This window comes from [Actinomadura] parvosata subsp. kistnae (genome assembly GCF_900323885.1).
Classification (GTDB): domain Bacteria; phylum Actinomycetota; class Actinomycetes; order Streptosporangiales; family Streptosporangiaceae; genus Nonomuraea; species Nonomuraea composti.
The window spans coordinates 151,627-167,351 of the sequence record NZ_OOHJ01000011.1 but is presented as its reverse complement, the minus strand read 5'-3'; the positions used below and the strand labels follow the sequence as shown (position 1 = coordinate 167,351).

Sequence of the window (15,725 nt, the reverse complement as noted above, 5' to 3'; positions counted from 1 at the left end):
ATTCTCTCAAGAGAGAACAGGCCGCAGATTATTCTGTCAAGATAGAAGGGTGGATGCTGTGGAACTGGGGCGGCGGCTGCGGGCCCGCCGCGCGGCGCTCGGCCGCACCGTGGCCTCGGTGGCCGCCGACGCCGCCCTCTCCGTGCCGTATGTCGCCAACCTCGAGAACGGGCGGGGCAACCCCACCGTCTCCGCCCTCGACCGGCTCGCCGAAGCGCTCGGCACCCGGCTCGTGATCACCCTGGCCGGCCCGGACGCCGAGCCGGACACGCCCGCGCCGCCGGCGTCGCTGGTGGCGTTCACGCGCGGCCGCCGCTTCCGGCGCGCGGCGGGGCGGCTGGCGCAGGTGCTGGGTGAGGACGACGCGGCGGTACGCGCGAGGCTGGCGGGCGCACTCGCGGCCGTGGCGGCCTCGCTGCGCCGCGACGACCTCGGCGAAGGCGACTGGCAGCGCCTGCTGGACGCGCTCGTCCTGATCCTCGCCCACCCGTCGGGGGAGGAGTGAGACCCCGTAGGAGGCTGCCGTGGTGATGCGCAAATACGGATCTACAGTGTAAAGGCGCCGGGCAGGGAGCTCTCAGCGGGCGGCGCGCTGCCACAGGGGGCTCCAGCCGCCGTGCCCCAGCCACGCCGCCGGCACCCGCAGCCCCTCGGCGGCGACGCGCGCCCAGAACGCGTCCAGGTCCGCGCCCAGCTCCACCGCCCCCGGCAGCGCGCGCTGCCACGGCCCCGCCGGGTCCTCCAGGTCCGTACGGGGGAAGCCGGGGACACTCATCTCGCCCGGCTCGGACACGGCGACGGTCGGCAGGCCGGGATGCGGCGTCCAGGACGTGACCGCGACCACCAGCGCACACAGCACCGCCGTGTCGGCGCGGCGGACCACCTGGTGGGCGAGCACGGGGTCGGCGGCGCGCGCCAGGCGGCCGATGGCGGCGCGGATCCTGCGGGCGATCAGCTCCATCGAGCGGGCCGGCGCGACGGCCTCGTGGCGGGCGAGCTTCCTGAGCGAGCCGGGTAAGGGGGCGTCGAGCAGAAGCAGGGTGAGGGGCGAGCGGCCGCCGGTGCCGGCGGGGGTGGGGTGGGGGAGTGCGGTGAGTGCCTGTTCGAGGGGGCGCACTCCGGTGGCCCGCCACAGCTCGGCCAGGCCCACCGACGGCAGCTCGTCCCGGCAGAGGCGCTCGACGCGGTCGGAGGAGAGGCGGCGCAGCGCGGTCAGGACGTCCGGAGCGGCACCTGCGTCGCCTCGCACGTCCGCCTCGCCGACCGAGCCCGTTCCGTCCGCGTCACCACCTACACGGTCCACAGCGTGGATGCGAGTCCTGGAACGGGCGTCGGCATGAACGCGGGCTCCGGGACGGGCGTCGGCGCCGATATGAACGCGGGCGTCGGTGCCGCCGGTGGGAAGCGGTGCCGGGTCGCGGTGGTGCAGGGTACGCAGGACGCGCAGGGCGTTCACCATCTCCTCGCGCGTCATGGCGTCGGCGGCCAGCCGGGACAGCGGCCCGCTGACCTCCTGGAAGGTGCGGCCGGCGCGGCGCCGGGCGGCCGGGCGCGGGTCGGGCAGGCGGTCGGGGACGGGCGGGCCGGGCGGTTCGTCGGAGAAGGCGGCGGGCAGGGTGGCGGCCCAGTCGAGGACCCGCTGGTACAGGTCGGCCTCGGGGTCGCCGTTGAAGCGGGCGCGCAGCTCGGAGACGCGCCAGCCGCGGGCGTGCTGTTCGAGCTCGACGTTGGCGACGATCCGCCCGCTCTCGTCACGGAGCGCGGCGAGGGCGGATCGGCCCTGTTGCGCCGCTTCGACGTAGGGGCTGGTGGCGATGCAGTTGCCCATGTACGTGGACCATTCGGCGAGCATGCGCGCGTTGCGGGCGAATTCGAGGCGTACCCGGGTGCCGGGCAGGAGGGTGCCGTCGAGGGCGGGCAGCGGCTCGGGGAGCTGGAAGGCGGTGACGAGCGTCTGGGTGACGGCGAGGTCGGCGAGCAGCCGGGCGGTGAGGTCCGGCCAGGTGCGGCAGTGGCGGGGTGGCCGCGCGCCGAGGGAGACGAGCTGCGCCGCTCCCGCCAGGGCCGAGGGGATGGACGCGAGGGAGGGCTCCAGCCGCGGCCCGTCGCCGGAGTGGGGGTCGGGATGGAAGTCGGGGTGGGGGTCCCCGATGACGTGGGGGTAGTCGGGGCCGTATTCGACGTAGGCCTGGTCGTGGCCCTTGAGCTGGGCGAGGGCGTCGCCGAGCTCGGCGTACCAGAGCAGGTCGCCGGCCGTCTCCTCCTCGGCGGGCGGCACGCCGGGGCGGGATTCGAGGCGTTCGGCGAGCGTGGGGCGGCCGCCGGCGACCGGCGGCTGGGCCCATCGGGCGGGGTCGCGGCGGCCGGGGTAGCCGACGGCGGTCCGCCAGTCGCGCATGCTCTCCGCCGACCAGTCGCGGAGCAGGTGGGGGTAGTCCAGGATACGGTCGGTGAGGACGTCCATGACGATCTCGGCGTACTCGGCCGCTCTGGCCAGGCGCTGCCGGACGTACGGCTCGGAAGGGTTGCCGAGCTGGGCGGCGAGGTCGCGGGCGTGGCAGCCGGGGCGGGCGGGGAGCCCGGTCAGGCCGGGGACGCGGCGCGCGGCGGCGCCGTGCTCCGCCGAATCCATGAGGCGGGCGGCGGCGGTGAGGGCGGCGGTGGAGCGGTTCATGCCCTGGACGACGCCGTGGTCGCCGACGTTGATCGCGGTGCGGAGCAGGGCGGTGGCGGCCAGGGCGTCGGCCAGCATGCGGCGCATGCACATGGCCGCCTGCCAGGTGGAGGGCTGCCAGCGGGCGGCCTCGATCAGGGACGGCTCGTGGCCGAGCTCCGCCCGGATCTGCTCGATGAGCAGCTCGTCGTCGTGGGTCCGGTAGCGGGTGGTCAGCTCTCTCACCCTGCTCTGCTTGCCCTGGGTGGCGCGCCGCCGCCGCAGCCGTTCGAGGTGCCGCTGGTGGGCGGCGACCTGCTGCCACAGGTCGAGGACGAGGTCGAGGCGGCGGGCGCGGGAGTGGGCGCCGAGGACCTGTTCGAGGTGGGCGGCCATGGTGGAGGCGGCGGCCCCCGGGGTGGGGTCGATGGCGGGCAGGTCCACGGTCAGGAGGCGGACGAGCTGCTCGGCGCCGAGCAGGCCGCTGGCGGCGGAGGCGAGCTGGAGCGCCGTCCAGCGGCGTTCGGCGATGGCCCGGCTCGCGGCGGCGGCGAGCGGTTTGGTCGCCTCCGCGCCGAACAGCGCCACCAGGACGCCCGCGCGCTCGCCGAGCCGGTGCAGGCCGTCGAGGCCGAGGACGCGCACGGCGGCCAGGACGGCGTCGCGCCGGTCGCCGCGCGCGCCGTGGAGGCGGGCGGAGACGAAGCCGGGCGCGAGCGCGACACCGGCGCCCGCCGCGACCACCCGGTCGGCGTCGTCCGGGCCAGGACCTTCGTCGGCATCCCTGTCGTGGAGGAGCTGGTCGAGGGCGGCCACGGCAGGGCCGGGGTCGGCGCCGGCGGGGCCGACCACGACGGGCGGTCCGGTCACCTGCGCGGAGAGGGCGTCGGTCACCGGACGGCCGGCCGCGTCCCACACCTGCTGACCCCGCCCCGTCACCACTCCGAACGCCATCCGCACCACACGCACATGATTCGGGCAACAGGGACCGCCCGGCAACCGGAATTCCGAACCGGGCGAGGTGCGGAGGGGCGCGGAAGGGTGTTGCATGGGCGGATGATCGACGATCCGCTGGAACGACTTCGCGCCGCCGCCCGGCGCACCCGTGAGCTGGCCGCGAGCCGGGCGGGCACCGGCCTGGCCCATCAGGACGCCGATGACGACGTCGGCACGATCGGCACCGACGGGGCTCTCGGCTTCGACCCGTTCCCGCTGCTCGAAGCGCTGCACCGGCACGGCGTGCGGGCGGTGGTGATCGGGCAGGTGGCGGGCATCATGCATGGCTCGGCCGAGCTGACCGGCGATCTGGACCTGCTGTGGGACGGCCGGCCGGCGCACGCCCCGGCTCTGGCGGCGGCGTTCGCGGCGGCCGGTGCGCGGCTGGTCGGGGAGTCGGGCGAGCCGGTCCCGGTGGAGCCGGAGTCGTTCCTGCGCCCGAAGGTGGAGTTCACGGCGCCCGGGGCGGGCGGCGACTGCTGCACCCCGGCGCTCCCGTGGGGCGGCCTGCACGTGGGGGAGTTCGTCGGCCGCGCGCTCACCGTGACGGGTCCGGGCGGACTGGAGGTGCACTACGCCCGCAGGGAGGACCTGATCCGGATGCGCCGGGCGCTGGGCCGCCCCAAGGATCTGCGGCGGGCGGCCGAGCTGGAGTCACTCGGCTGAGGTGGCGTCCTGCCGCCCGGGAACGGCGCGGCGGGCGCCGAGGACGTCGTGCAGCTCGGCCGAGCAGCGGGCCAGGTCGGCGGCCCAGGCGTGCCGGCCGAGCGTGCGCGGCCGGGGCACGTCCACGTTCACGACGGTGAGGATGCGGCCGGGGCGCGGGGTGAGCACGACGACGCGGTCGGCGAGCAGCACGGCCTCCTCGATCGAGTGGGTGACGAGGACGACCGTGGCGGCGTGCTCCATGTGGATCTGCTGCAGCTCGACGGACAGCTCCTCGCGGGTGAGCGCGTCGAGGGCGGAGAACGGCTCGTCCATGAGCAGCACGCGGGGCCGCTGGATGAGCGCCCGGCACAGGGCGACCCGCTGCTGCATGCCGCCGGACAGCTCGTGCGGCAGCCGCCGGTGGAAGGACTCCAGCCCGACCATCTCCAGCAGGCGGTGGGCGTGGGCGCGGTGCTCCTGGCGGGGCCAGCCGAAGATCTCGACGGGCAGCAGGACGTTGTCGAGGACGCTGCGCCAGGGCAGCAGGGCCGGTCGCTGGAACATGATGGCGACGTCGCGGCGGGGCTTGACGACGGGCTCGCCGCCGACGCGTACCTCTCCTGAGGTGGCGGTGAGCAGGCCGGCGATGAGGCGCAGGAGCGTGGACTTGCCGCAGCCGGAGCGGCCCACGACGGCGATGAACTCGCCGTCGGCCACGTGGAGGTCGAGGCCGCGCAGCGCTTCCACGGCGCCGCGGCGCCCGCCGAACACCTGGGACACCTCGCGCAGCAGGATCACCTGAGGACCTCCTGATCCCGATGGTATGCCGGGCCGCCGCTCCGAGGGGACCCTTGACCGCTGGGCGGCGTCCGTCAGGATCTGGGTCATGAGGCGACTGCCGCGCGTCATCACGGTCACCGTTCTGGTCGCGACGTTCTCCCTGCCCGCCGCCTGCGGCTCGGGGCAGCGGGAGCCGTCGCAGAGCCGGCCGGCCGCCGATCGGGTCACGTGGGTGACCGGGTTCGGCGCGTTCGGCCGCGAGGCGTACGTCTACGTGGCGCAGGAGAAGGGCTTCTTCAAGGAGGCCGGGATCGAGGTCGCCGTGCAGCCCGGCAAGGGCAGCGGCGAGAACCTGGCGGCGGTGCTCGGCGGGCGGGCGCAGTTCGCCGCCGTCGACTTCACCGCCACGCTGATCAGCGCCGCCGCGGGCAAGGCGGAGGGCGCGGTCACGGTGGCGGCCCTGCACCAGCGCACGCTGGCGGCGCTGATGACGCTGGAGGGCAGCGGGATCAGCCGGCCGAAGGACCTGGAGGGCAAGACGGTCGGGGACGCGGCGTCGTCGGTGATCCGCATGATGTTCCCCGGTTACGCCCGGCTGGCCGGGGTGGACGCGTCGAAGGTGAAGTGGGTCAGCCTGGAGCCCGCCCAGCTCGCCGCGAACCTGGCCTCCGGGCAGGTGGACGCGATCGGCCAGTACGTGGTCGGCCGGCCCACCGTGCGCAACGCCGCCAAGGGCAAGGAGGTGACGGTCCTGCCGTTCGGGGACGTGGTGACCGATCTGTACGGCTCGGCCGTGACGACGTCCAAGGAGGTCGCGAGCGGCAGGCCGGACCTGGTCAGGCGGTTCACGGGCGCGCTGCTGAAGGGCCTGGCGTACGCGGTGGAGCATCCGCAGGAGGCGGCGCGGATCCTGGCGGGCAAGCAGCCCGCGCAGAACGCGGAGGTGGCCGCCGCCGAGCTGGCCCTGATGGCGCCGTACGTGCGCCCGGCCGGCGGGGCGCCGATCGGGACGATGAGCAGGCAGCGCGTGGAGCGCGCGATCGCGGTGCTGCGCACGGCGGGGGCGCTGGAGAAGGGGCTGACGCCGGAGTCGGTGGTCTCGTTCGACCTGCTGCCCAAGGGCTGAGGCGGGATGGATCGGGGCAGGGGCGCGGCGGCCGCGGCGGGCTGGTCCGCGCTGGGCCTGGCCGTCGCGGTCGGCGCGTGGGCGCTGGTGGTGTCGGCGTTCGCGATCCCGGAGATCGTGCTGCCCTCGCCCGGCGGGGTGGTGGCGGCGTTCCTGCGGCTGCCGGGTTACCTGCTGGAGCAGGCGCTGATCACGCTGGGTGAGACGGTGCTGGGGTTCGTGCTGTCGGTGGGCTGCGGGCTGGTGATCGGGATGGGGATCGCGGCGTTCCGGGTGGCGGAGCTGATGTTCTCGCCGCTGCTGGTGGCCTTCAACGCGGTGCCGAAGGTGGCGCTGGCGCCGCTGCTGGTGGTGTGGATGGGGTTCGGGCAGCAGCCGAAGGTGGTGATGGCGCTGCTGGTGTGCTTCTTCCCGGTGGTGTTGTCGGTGTGGGGCGGGCTGGCCTCGACGCCGCCTGAGCTGGTGGAGCTGGCCAGGTCGCTGGACACGCCGCGGTGGCGGACGTTCGTGAAGATCCGGTTCCCGGCGGCGTTGCCGCAGATGTTCGTGGGGTTGAAGGTGGCGATGCCGCTGGCGTCGGTGGGGGCGGTGATCGGGGAGTTCAGCGCGGGGGACGCGGGGCTGGGGTTCGTGATCGTGCAGGCGGGCGGGAGCTCGGACACGGCGCTGGCGTTCGCGGCGATCGGGCTGCTGGGGGTGCTGAGCATCGCGTTGTTCTACGCGCTGGTGCTGGCCGAGCGGCTGCTGCTGCCGTGGGTACGGGAGACCGCGGCGGTCCGCTGAGCCGGTCGGGAAGCCGTTCACCACGGCAAACGCCGATAAGTTATGTCTAATCCCCTATTGACATGACTAATCACCAGCACGAGTATTTTGTCATGTCAGAACGTGACCTCTTGCTTCATGTGCAGATCCGCAGGGCGCTGGAGGCACGTATCCGCAGCGGCCAATGGGGCCCCGGAACCCGGATCCCCACCGAGGTCGAGCTCTGCCAGGAGTTCGAGGTCTCGCGCATCACCGTGCAGCGGGCCCTGCGCGACCTCGCCGACGCCGGGCTCATCGTCCGCTTCCGCAGGCGCGGCAGCTTCGTGGCCCAGGCGGTCGGACAGCACAACCTGCTGCGCTTCACCGGCCTGCTCATCCAGGGGCCGGAGACGCACGGCGACCACCGGGTCGTCTCGGCGCAGGTGCTGCCCGCGCGGGCGGCGCGCCTGCGGCTGCCGGGCGTGCCCGACGAGGAGGCGGTCGTCCAGATGGAGCGCCACAAGCTCGGCGCGGACGGCAAGGTGACCAACACCGAGCTGCACGTGCTGCCCTTCCGGCTGGCCCCCGACCTGCTCGACCAGGATTTAGCGCCCCTGACCAGCCACGCCTACCTGCGCGACCGCGGGGTCGAGCTGGTCCGCGCCCGGCTCTACGTGGAGCCGTACGCGCTCGGCGCGGCCGAGGCGGAGCTGTTCGGGCTGCCCGCGGGCACCCCCGTCTTCCGCTGGACCCGCGAGACCTGGACCCGCCGCGGCGAGATCGCCGAGCTGCTGGAGGAGATCGTCCCGCCCGGGAGCGAGCGCTTCTACGTGGAGACGGACCTGAGCGGTTCCTCCGACCACAGCTGACCCACCCCATCCCCGATCGGACCCCCCACCCGTCGCGCCCCCGGCGCCACGGCCTCCAGCCATGCACGAGAACAGGTGCCCGAACAAGGAGCGGATCATGCCCTCTGCCGCCGGCCCGGCACTCACGTCGCCATGAACCACCGACCACTCTGGCTCGCCGCCGCAGCCCTGGCCCTCACCTCCTGCGCCGCCCCCACCCCGTCGGCCGCGCCGGACACGCTGGTCGTCGCCGGGTACGGCGGCTCGTACGAGGAGGCGTTCAAGCAGTCGGTCATCCCCGGCTTCGAGAAGAGCTGCTCCTGCCGCGTCACCTACATCGCCGGCAGCTCCACCGACACCGTCGCCAAGCTCAAGGCCCAGCGGGCGGCCCCGCAGATCGACGTCGCCCTCATCGACGACGGCGTCCAGAACCAGGCCGTCGAGGCCGGCCTGCTGGCCCCGCTCGACCCCAAGACCGTCACGAACCTGCCCCATGTCATCGACCTGGCCCGCCTGCCCGGCGACGTCGGCGTCGGCTTCTCCCTCAACGCCACCGGCATCGCCTACAACACCGACTACTACGCCAAGAACGGCCTGCCCGCCCCCAAGCGCCTGGCCGACCTGGAGAACGCCAAGCTCAAGGGCAGGCTCGTGATGCCGTCCATCACGCAGACGTACGGGCTGGGCGCGCTGCTCATCGCGGCCAGGACCGGCGGCGGCTCCGAGCACCGCATCGACCCCGGCTTCGCCGGCGTCAGGAGGATCGCCGCGAACGCCGTCACCTTCGACACCACCGCCGACGTGTCCAACTACTTCCTCCAGGGCCAGGCCGTCGCCAGCGTCTGGGGCAACTCCCGGGTGCAGATGCTGGCCAAGAAGGGCTTCCCGATCGCGTTCGTCTACCCCGAGGAAGGGGCCCTGCCGCTGATCGCCACCGTCAGCGTGGTGAAGGGGGCGCCGCACGCCGGCCTGGCCCAGAAGTTCGTCAACGCGCTGCTGGAGCCGTCGGCCCAGCAGGCCATGGCCGCGTCCAACTACAACGGCCCGGCCGTCAAGGGCGTGCAGCTTCCTCCCGAGCTCGCCGCCAAGGTCGTCACCCAGGAGCGGGCCGCCGAGCTGCGCAAGCTCGACTGGGCGGCGATCAACAAGAGCCGTTCCGCCTGGACGGACCGCTGGAACAAGGAGATCGAGAGCACATGACAAGGCTGCTCGCCGCGGCGCTGGCCCTCATCGGGCTGGCCGCCTGCGCCCCGCCGAGCCCGGCCGCCCAGGAGGGCAGGCTCGTGGTGGCCGGGTACGGCGGCTCGTACCAGGAGGCCTTCGAGCAGGCCGTGCTGCCGGACTTCGAGAAGACGTGCGGCTGCCGGGTCACCTACATCGCCGGCAGCTCCACCGACACCGTCGCCAAGCTCAAGGCGCAGCGGGACACGCCGCAGATCGACGTCGCGCTCATCGACGACGGCCCGCAGGCGCAGGCCGCCGCGATGGGGCTGCTGGCCCCGCTCGACCCGGCCGCCGTCACCCGGCTGGCCAAGGTGGAGAAGGTCGCCCGGCTGCCCGGGGACGTCGGCGTCGGGTTCGCGATGACCGCCACCGGGCTGGCGTACAACAGCGAGTGGTACGCCGAGCACGACCTGCCCGCCCCCACGAAGCTGTCGGACCTGGCCGACCCCAGGCTCAAGGGCAAGGTCGTGCTGCCGTCCATCAGCAACACCTACGGCGTCGGCGCGCTCATGCTGGCCGCCCGCGAGAGCGGCGGCACCGTCGAGGCCGGCTTCGCCGCCATCAAGAAGGTCGCCGCGAACGCCTTCACCTTCGACACCACCGCCGACGTGTCCAACTACTTCCTCCAGGGCCAGGCCGTCGCCTCCGTGTGGGGCGGCTCCCGCGTGGAGACGCTCGCCGACAAGGACTTCCCGATCAAGTTCGCCTACCCCGAGAAGGGCGCCATCCCGCTGCTGGCCACCGCGAACGTCGTCAGCAAGTCGCCACACGCCGCCTTGGCGCAGAAGTTCGTCAACGCCCTGCTGGAGCCGGCCATCCAGCGCAAGCTCGCCGCCGAGGGGTACGACGGGCCCACCGTCACCGACGCCACCCTCGACGCGGCCCTGGCCAAGCGGGTCGTCGGCCCCGAGCAGGCCGCCGCGATGACCCCGCTGGACTGGAAGGACGTCAACGGCAACCGCGCCGCCTGGACCGACCGGTGGACGAAGGAAGTGGAGCAGTGACCACCATGACGGACGCCCCCGCGAGCACCGAGGTGCGGCGCGGCCGGCTGCGCCTGAGCGGCGTGCGCAAGGTGCTCGGCGGCAAGGAGGTCGTCTCCGCCGTCGACCTGGAGACCGAGCCCGGCGAGTTCCTCACCCTGCTCGGCCCGTCCGGCTGCGGCAAGACCACGACCCTGAACATGATCGCCGGCCACCTCGCCGCCGACGGCGGGCTCATCGAGGTGGACGGCCGCGACATCACCACCGTGCCACCGCACCGCCGCTCCATGGGCATGGTCTTCCAGTCCTACGCCCTGTTCCCGCACCTGACGATCGCCGACAACGTCGCGTTCGGGCTGCGCATGCGCAAGGTCGGCGCCGCAGAACGCCGGCGCCGGGTCGCCGACATGCTGGAGCTGGTCGGCCTCGACGGCATGGCCGGGCGGCACCCGCGCCAGCTGTCCGGCGGCCAGCAGCAGCGCGCCGCCCTGGCCAGAGCCCTGGTCATCCAGCCCGACCTGCTGCTGCTCGACGAGCCGTTCTCCAACCTCGACGCCCAGCTCCGCGTCCGGCTGCGCGACGAGGTCGCCGCGCTGCAGCGGCGCATCGGCACCACCGCCATCCTCGTCACCCACGACCAGGAGGAGGCGCTGGCCGTCTCCGACCGGATCGCCGTCATGGCCGGCGGCGTCATCCACCAGCTCGACCGGCCCCAGGAGATCTACCTGCGGCCCGCCACCGACTTCGTCGCCCAGTTCATCGGCGAGGTCAACGCCCTCGACGGCACCGCGCTCGGCGGCGGCGCCTGCGAGATCGCCGGGCGCACCGTGGCCGCCACCCCCGCCGGGGAGCCGCCCGCCAAGGGCGCCGCCGTGCGCGTGTACGTGCGGCCTGAGGTCGTGCGCGTCGGCCACGACGGGGACGGGCTGCGCGGCACCGTCCGCGAGACCCGCTTCCTCGGCTCGCGCATCCGCTGCGTGGTCGCCACCCCGGCCGGCGAGGTGACGGCGGCGCTGCCGTACGACGCCGCCGTGCCGCAGGAAGGGGAGGAGGTGACCTGCACATGGCGGCCGTCGGACGCCTCGCTGGCGGCGCGCGCCTGAGCCGCCCCCGCTGGCGCACCGGCCTGCTGCTGGCGCTGCCCGCCATCGTGATCTTCGCGGCGCTGTTCGTGGCGCCGCTGTTCACGCTGGTGGCCAACAGCTTCAGGACGCAGACCGGCGCGTTCACGCTCGGCAACTACGCACGCTTCCTCGGCGACCCCTTCTACCGCGACGTGCTGTGGAACACGCTCAAGGTCGCCGCCCTGACCACGGCCGGCTGCCTGCTCGTCGGCTACCCGTTCGCGCTCTACATGCGCGCCCGCTCACCCCGCGTCCGCAACCGGCTGGCGCTGCTCCTGCTGTCGCCGCTGCTCATCAGCATGGTCATCCGCGCCTACGGGTGGCTCGTCGTGCTCGGCCCCAACGGGCCGGTCGCCTCCGCCTTCCAGGCGCTCGGGCTCACCCCGCCGCAACTGCTCTACAACGACACGGCCGTGCTGATCGGCATGGTGCACGTCATGCTCGCCTACATGGTGCTGCCGCTCATGGGCAGCCTCGACCGGATCGACCCGACGCTCGTCCCGGCCGCCAAGGGGCTCGGCGCGTCCGGCTGGACCTGCTTCTGGCGCATCACGCTGCCGCTGTCGGCGCCCGGCATGCTCGCCGGCGCGATGATCGTGTTCAGCCTGACCGCCTCCAGCTTCGTCACCCCGGCGATCCTCGGCGGGCCGAAGGTCAAGCTCATGCCGTACTTCGTCTACACGCAGGCCACCACCACGCTCGACTGGCCGTACGCGGCCGCGATCGGGTTCGTGCTCGTGGTCGTCACGACCGGGCTGCTGCTCGGCTACTCGCGGCTGCTGCGGCGCGGCAACGGGGAGGTGGTGTTCGGATGACCCGCCTGACCCGGCTGCTCGGGGCGGCGTTCGCGACGCTGGTCGGGCTGTTCCTCATCGCGCCCGTCGCCGTCACCGTCGCCTCCTCGCTGACCGCCACCTCCTACGTGACGTTCCCGCCGCAGGGCCTCACCCTGCGCTGGTACGGCGAGGTGCTGGCCAAGCCCGAGTTCCTGTCGTCGTTCGCGCTCAGCGCCGGCGTGGCGCTGGCCGCGGCGGCCCTGTCGGCCGTGGTGGGGCTGGCCGGCGGGCTGGCCATCCACCGCCACCGCTTCCCCGGCCGGGCCGCGCTGGAGGCGGTGCTGTCCAGCGCGTTCGCGGTGCCCACGATCGTGCTCGGCATCGGGCTGCTGCAGTGGTTCGCCCAGATGGGGCTGGCCTCCAGCCCGTTCACGCTGCTGCTCGCGCACCTCGTGCTGACCGTCCCGTACGCGGTGCGGCTCGTCCTGGCCGGGCTGTCCGGGCTCGACCGGTCGGCCGAGAAGGCCGCCGCCGGGCTGGGCGCCCCGCCGTTCCTGGTGTTCTGGCACGTCACGCTGCCCGCCGTGCGCGGGGCGCTGATCGGCGGCGCGTTCTTCGCCTTCATCACCTCCTTCGACGACCTGACGGTCGCCCTGTTCGTCGTCACCACCGACCTGCAGACGCTGCCCGTACGGATCTTCAACTACATGCAGTACGACTACGACCCGACCGTCACCGCCATCGGCACCCTCATGGTGCTGTTCGCCGTGATCGCCGTCGTCGTCATCGAACGTTTCGTCGGCGTGGCCAAGCTGTTCGGCGCCGACACCCAGGAAAGGAGCTAGCGTGCGAGTCGTCGTCATCGGCGCGGGGGTCGTCGGAGCCGCCGTCGCGGCCGGTCTCACCCGGCGCGGCGCCCAGGTCACCGTGCTGGAGGCGCGCACCCCGGGAGCGGGCACCAGCTCCACCTCGGTCGCGTGGGTCAACGCCAACAACAAGACGCCCCAGGCGTACTACGACCTCAACCACGCCGCCGTCTGGGCCCACCACCAGTTCCCCGGCGACTGGTTCTTCCCCACCGGGAACCTCGAATGCGCCGTCACCGACGAGCACAAGCAGCTCCTGGAGGCCCGCGTCACCCGGCTGCTCGGCATGGGCTACCCGGTCGAGCGCGTCACCGCCCGCCGCGCCCTCGCCCTGGAGCCCGACCTCGTGCCGCCGCCGCCCGGCACCGCGTACGTGTTCTTCCCCGGCGAGGGCTACGTCCAGCCGCTGCGCCTGCTCGGCCGCCTGCTCGGCGAGGCCCGCGACCTCGGCGCCACCGTCGAGTGCGGCGCCGAGGTCAGCGCGATCGAGATCTCCGCGTCCGGGGCGAAGGTGAGCGTGGCCGACGGCCGCACGTTCGCCGGCGACCTCGTCGTCACCTGCGCCGGCCGCTGGACCCAGCACGTCGCCGCCCTGGCCGGGCTGACCGTGCCCATGCTGGACCCCGCCGTGTCCGGCACCGTCACCAACGGCTTCCTCGTCACCACCACGCCGGTGCCCGCCCGGTTGTCCCGCGTCCTCACCACCGCCGCGCTCAACCTGCGCCCGGACGGCGGCGGCCGGCTGCTGCTGCAGTCCCTGCCCCTGGACGGCCTCGCCGACCCCGCCGCGCCGGTGCCCGAGCCGGTGCTGGCCGAGATGCTGGCGCTGCTGCCCGGCGTGCTGCGCGCCACCGAAGGCGCCGCCGTCGAGCGGGCCGTGGTCGGGCAGCGGGCCATGCCCGGTGACGGGCTCACCGTCGCCGGGTTCGCCGACGCGGAGCGGCGCGTCTACACGGTGGCCACGCACAGCGGGGTCACGCTGGCGCCGCTGCTCATGGAGGAGGTCGCGGGGGAGGTGTTCGGGCAGGAGTCGGCGCTGCTGGCGCCCTTCCGGCCGGCCCGCTTCACCGACGGCACCGCCGGCCCGGCCCCGACCCCGGCACGCCGCCCCGGCCAGCAGTGACACCGTGCGGGCGCTGAGGCTTTTGTCGCGGTCCGGGCAGCGAGGCCGTGTGGGCGCTGAGGGTTCTTTCGCGGTCCGGGCAGTGGCGCCGTGCGGGCGCTGGGGGTTCCTTCGCGGTCCCGGCGGGTACGCGTACCTCCTCCCCGTCCTCTGGAAAGGCCTGGTGCGCTGATGATCGGAAGGCTGGCCGACTTGGGCGGCTTCGGGCTCGAGACCGCCGCCGCGCTCGTCCGCAACGGGCTGTTGGGCCCGGTCCATCCCGCCGCGCTCGCCCGCATGGTGGAGGCGTACCGGCACTTCCACCTCACCCCCGCCACCGGGCTGGCCGTCGCGGCGGCACGCTGGCCCGACCGGCCGGCGATCATCGACGAGGCGGGCACGCTCACGTTCGCCCAGCTCGACGCCCGGGCGGCGGCGCTCGCGGCGGGCCTGCACCGGCGGCTCGGGGTGGGGCCGGGCACGACGGTGGCCGTCATGTGGCCCAACGACCGCGGCTTCGCCGAGGCGATCGCGGCCGTGTCCCGGCTGGGCGCCGACCTGCTGCTCCTCAACACGGGCCTGGCGGGGCCGCAGCTTCGGGACGTGCTGCGGCGCGAGGGCGTGCACGCCCTCATCGCCGACCCCGGGCTGCCCCGCGTGGACTTCGACGGCCTGCGAGCCGGCGACCTGGACGCGCTGATCAAGGAGGGCTCCGGCGGGGCGGGCTCAGGTGGGGGCTCAGGTGTGAGCGCGCGCTCAGGTGGGGGCTCAGGTGTGAGCGCGGGCTCAGGTGCGAGCTCGGGCGGGGGCTCGCGGTCCGATGGGGTGCCGGTGCCGCGGCGGCCCGGGCGGCTCGTGCTGCTCACCTCCGGCACCACCGGCGCCCCCAAGGGCGCGCCGCGGCGGCTGTCCCTGACCGCCATGGCCGAGCCGTTCCTGTCGATGCTGGCCACCGTGCCGGTGCGCGGCGGGGAGCCGATGCTCATCGCCCCGCCGCTGTTCCACGGGCTCGGGCTGCTCTGGTACGCGGTCGCGCTCGTGCTCGGCTGCCCCGTCGTGCTCATGCGCCGCTTCGACCCCGAGGCCGTGCTCGACGCCCTCGACCGGCACCGCGCCGGCGCGCTGATCGCCGTCCCGGTGATGCTGAAACGCCTCCTGGCCCGCCCGCCCCGGCCGCTGCCGCACCTGCGGGTGGTGCTCTCCGGCGGCTCGGCGCTGCGGCCCGACCTGGCCACCGCGTTCATGGACGCCTACGGGGACGTCCTCTACAACCTCTACGGCTCCACCGAGGCGGGCTGGGCGGCCCTGGCCACGCCCGCCGACCTCCGTACCGCGCCCGACACCGTCGGCCGGCCCCCGCGCGGCGCCACCGTGCGCATCGCCGGCGCCGGCGATCACGAGCAGCCGGCCGGGCAGGTGGGGCGGGTGCTCGTCGGCGGCGGCCTCACCTTCGGTGCCGGCGCCGGGCAGGACGGGCTGCTGCCCACCGGCGACCTCGGCCACCGCGACGAGCGCGGCCTGCTGTTCATCGACGGGCGCGACGACGACATGATCGTCTCCGGCGGCGAGAACGTGTTCCCGCAGGAGGTGGAGAACGTCCTGGCCCGCGTGCCGGGCGTGGCCGACGTGGCGGTCATGGGGGTGCCGGACGACGAGTACGGGCAGCGGCTGGCCGCGTACGTGGTGACGGCCGAAGGGGCCCGGCTGTCGGCCGACGATCTGCGGCGGGCGGTCAAGGAGGAGCTGGCCGGGTTCAAGGTGCCGCGCGACGTCGAGTTCGTGCCGTCGGTGCCGCGCAACCAGACCGGCAAGGTGGACCGCGCCCGCCTCGGCCGCCCCTCCTAGACCTACAGGACTG

The 15,725-nt window shown here is 74.2% G+C and carries 14 protein-coding genes; 12 read left to right on the top strand and 2 right to left on the bottom strand.

Annotated features, from left to right (window positions below; genetic code table 11):
- Window positions 1–49: 49 nt before the first annotated feature.
- Entirely contained in the window at window positions 50–505 is a 456-nt protein-coding gene (locus KIS93_RS11445) for a helix-turn-helix domain-containing protein (RefSeq protein WP_186404106.1), read from the top strand.
- A 72-nt stretch (window positions 506–577) separates the two neighbouring features.
- Here the strand turns inward: KIS93_RS11445 and KIS93_RS11440 are convergent, their stop codons facing one another.
- Window positions 578–3,607, bottom strand: coding sequence for a hypothetical protein (locus KIS93_RS11440; RefSeq protein ID WP_155127855.1), 3,030 nt, complete (start codon window positions 3,605–3,607; stop codon window positions 578–580).
- Between the two features lie 102 nt (window positions 3,608–3,709).
- Here KIS93_RS11440 and KIS93_RS11435 point away from each other — a divergent pair, with 102 nt between their 5' ends.
- On the top strand, window positions 3,710–4,315 hold the full coding sequence (locus tag KIS93_RS11435) for a hypothetical protein (protein WP_080040030.1): 606 nt from the start codon (window positions 3,710–3,712) through the stop codon (window positions 4,313–4,315).
- On the opposite strand, the gene KIS93_RS11430 is transcribed toward KIS93_RS11435, so the two are convergent.
- Window positions 4,304–5,095 carry an ABC transporter ATP-binding protein gene (locus KIS93_RS11430; RefSeq protein ID WP_080040029.1) on the bottom strand — a complete coding sequence of 264 codons (792 nt, stop codon included), beginning with the start codon at window positions 5,093–5,095 and terminating at the stop codon, window positions 4,304–4,306. The genes KIS93_RS11435 and KIS93_RS11430 overlap by 12 nt on opposite strands.
- Before the next feature lie 88 nt (window positions 5,096–5,183).
- Here KIS93_RS11430 and KIS93_RS11425 point away from each other — a divergent pair, with 88 nt between their 5' ends.
- The 10 genes from KIS93_RS11425 to KIS93_RS11380 all read left to right on the top strand — a co-directional run bounded on the left by KIS93_RS11425 (window position 5,184) and on the right by KIS93_RS11380 (window position 15,712).
- Window positions 5,184–6,203, top strand: a complete 1,020-nt coding sequence (locus KIS93_RS11425; RefSeq protein ID WP_186404105.1) for an ABC transporter substrate-binding protein — start codon at window positions 5,184–5,186, stop codon at window positions 6,201–6,203.
- Window positions 6,204–6,209: 6 nt separating this feature from the next.
- Entirely contained in the window at window positions 6,210–6,986 is a 777-nt protein-coding gene (locus KIS93_RS11420; RefSeq protein ID WP_080040028.1) for an ABC transporter permease, read from the top strand.
- A 92-nt stretch (window positions 6,987–7,078) separates the two neighbouring features.
- Window positions 7,079–7,813, top strand: a complete 735-nt coding sequence (locus KIS93_RS11415; RefSeq protein WP_186404104.1) for a GntR family transcriptional regulator — start codon at window positions 7,079–7,081, stop codon at window positions 7,811–7,813.
- Window positions 7,814–7,945: 132 nt separating this feature from the next.
- Window positions 7,946–8,992 (top strand): ABC transporter substrate-binding protein, encoded by a 1,047-nt coding sequence (locus KIS93_RS11410; RefSeq protein WP_080040026.1) that lies wholly within the window; start codon window positions 7,946–7,948, stop codon window positions 8,990–8,992.
- A complete protein-coding gene (locus KIS93_RS11405; protein ID WP_080040025.1) occupies window positions 8,989–10,020 on the top strand; it encodes an ABC transporter substrate-binding protein in 1,032 nt (343 codons plus the stop codon). Before KIS93_RS11410 ends, KIS93_RS11405 begins: the two co-directional genes overlap by 4 nt.
- 5 nt (window positions 10,021–10,025) lie before the next feature.
- Complete coding sequence (locus tag KIS93_RS11400; protein WP_080046889.1) at window positions 10,026–11,102, top strand: ABC transporter ATP-binding protein; 1,077 nt, start codon at window positions 10,026–10,028, stop codon at window positions 11,100–11,102.
- Window positions 11,063–11,938 carry an ABC transporter permease gene (locus tag KIS93_RS11395; RefSeq protein ID WP_080040024.1) on the top strand — a complete coding sequence of 292 codons (876 nt, stop codon included), beginning with the start codon at window positions 11,063–11,065 and terminating at the stop codon, window positions 11,936–11,938. Before KIS93_RS11400 ends, KIS93_RS11395 begins: the two co-directional genes overlap by 40 nt.
- Window positions 11,935–12,744 (top strand): ABC transporter permease, encoded by an 810-nt coding sequence (locus KIS93_RS11390; protein WP_080040023.1) that lies wholly within the window; start codon window positions 11,935–11,937, stop codon window positions 12,742–12,744. Before KIS93_RS11395 ends, KIS93_RS11390 begins: the two co-directional genes overlap by 4 nt.
- A 1-nt stretch (window position 12,745) precedes the next feature.
- Entirely contained in the window at window positions 12,746–13,888 is a 1,143-nt protein-coding gene (locus KIS93_RS11385; RefSeq protein ID WP_080040022.1) for an NAD(P)/FAD-dependent oxidoreductase, read from the top strand.
- A 171-nt stretch (window positions 13,889–14,059) separates the two neighbouring features.
- Window positions 14,060–15,712, top strand: a complete 1,653-nt coding sequence (locus KIS93_RS11380) for an AMP-binding protein (protein ID WP_080040021.1) — start codon at window positions 14,060–14,062, stop codon at window positions 15,710–15,712.
- Window positions 15,713–15,725 lie beyond the last annotated feature (13 nt).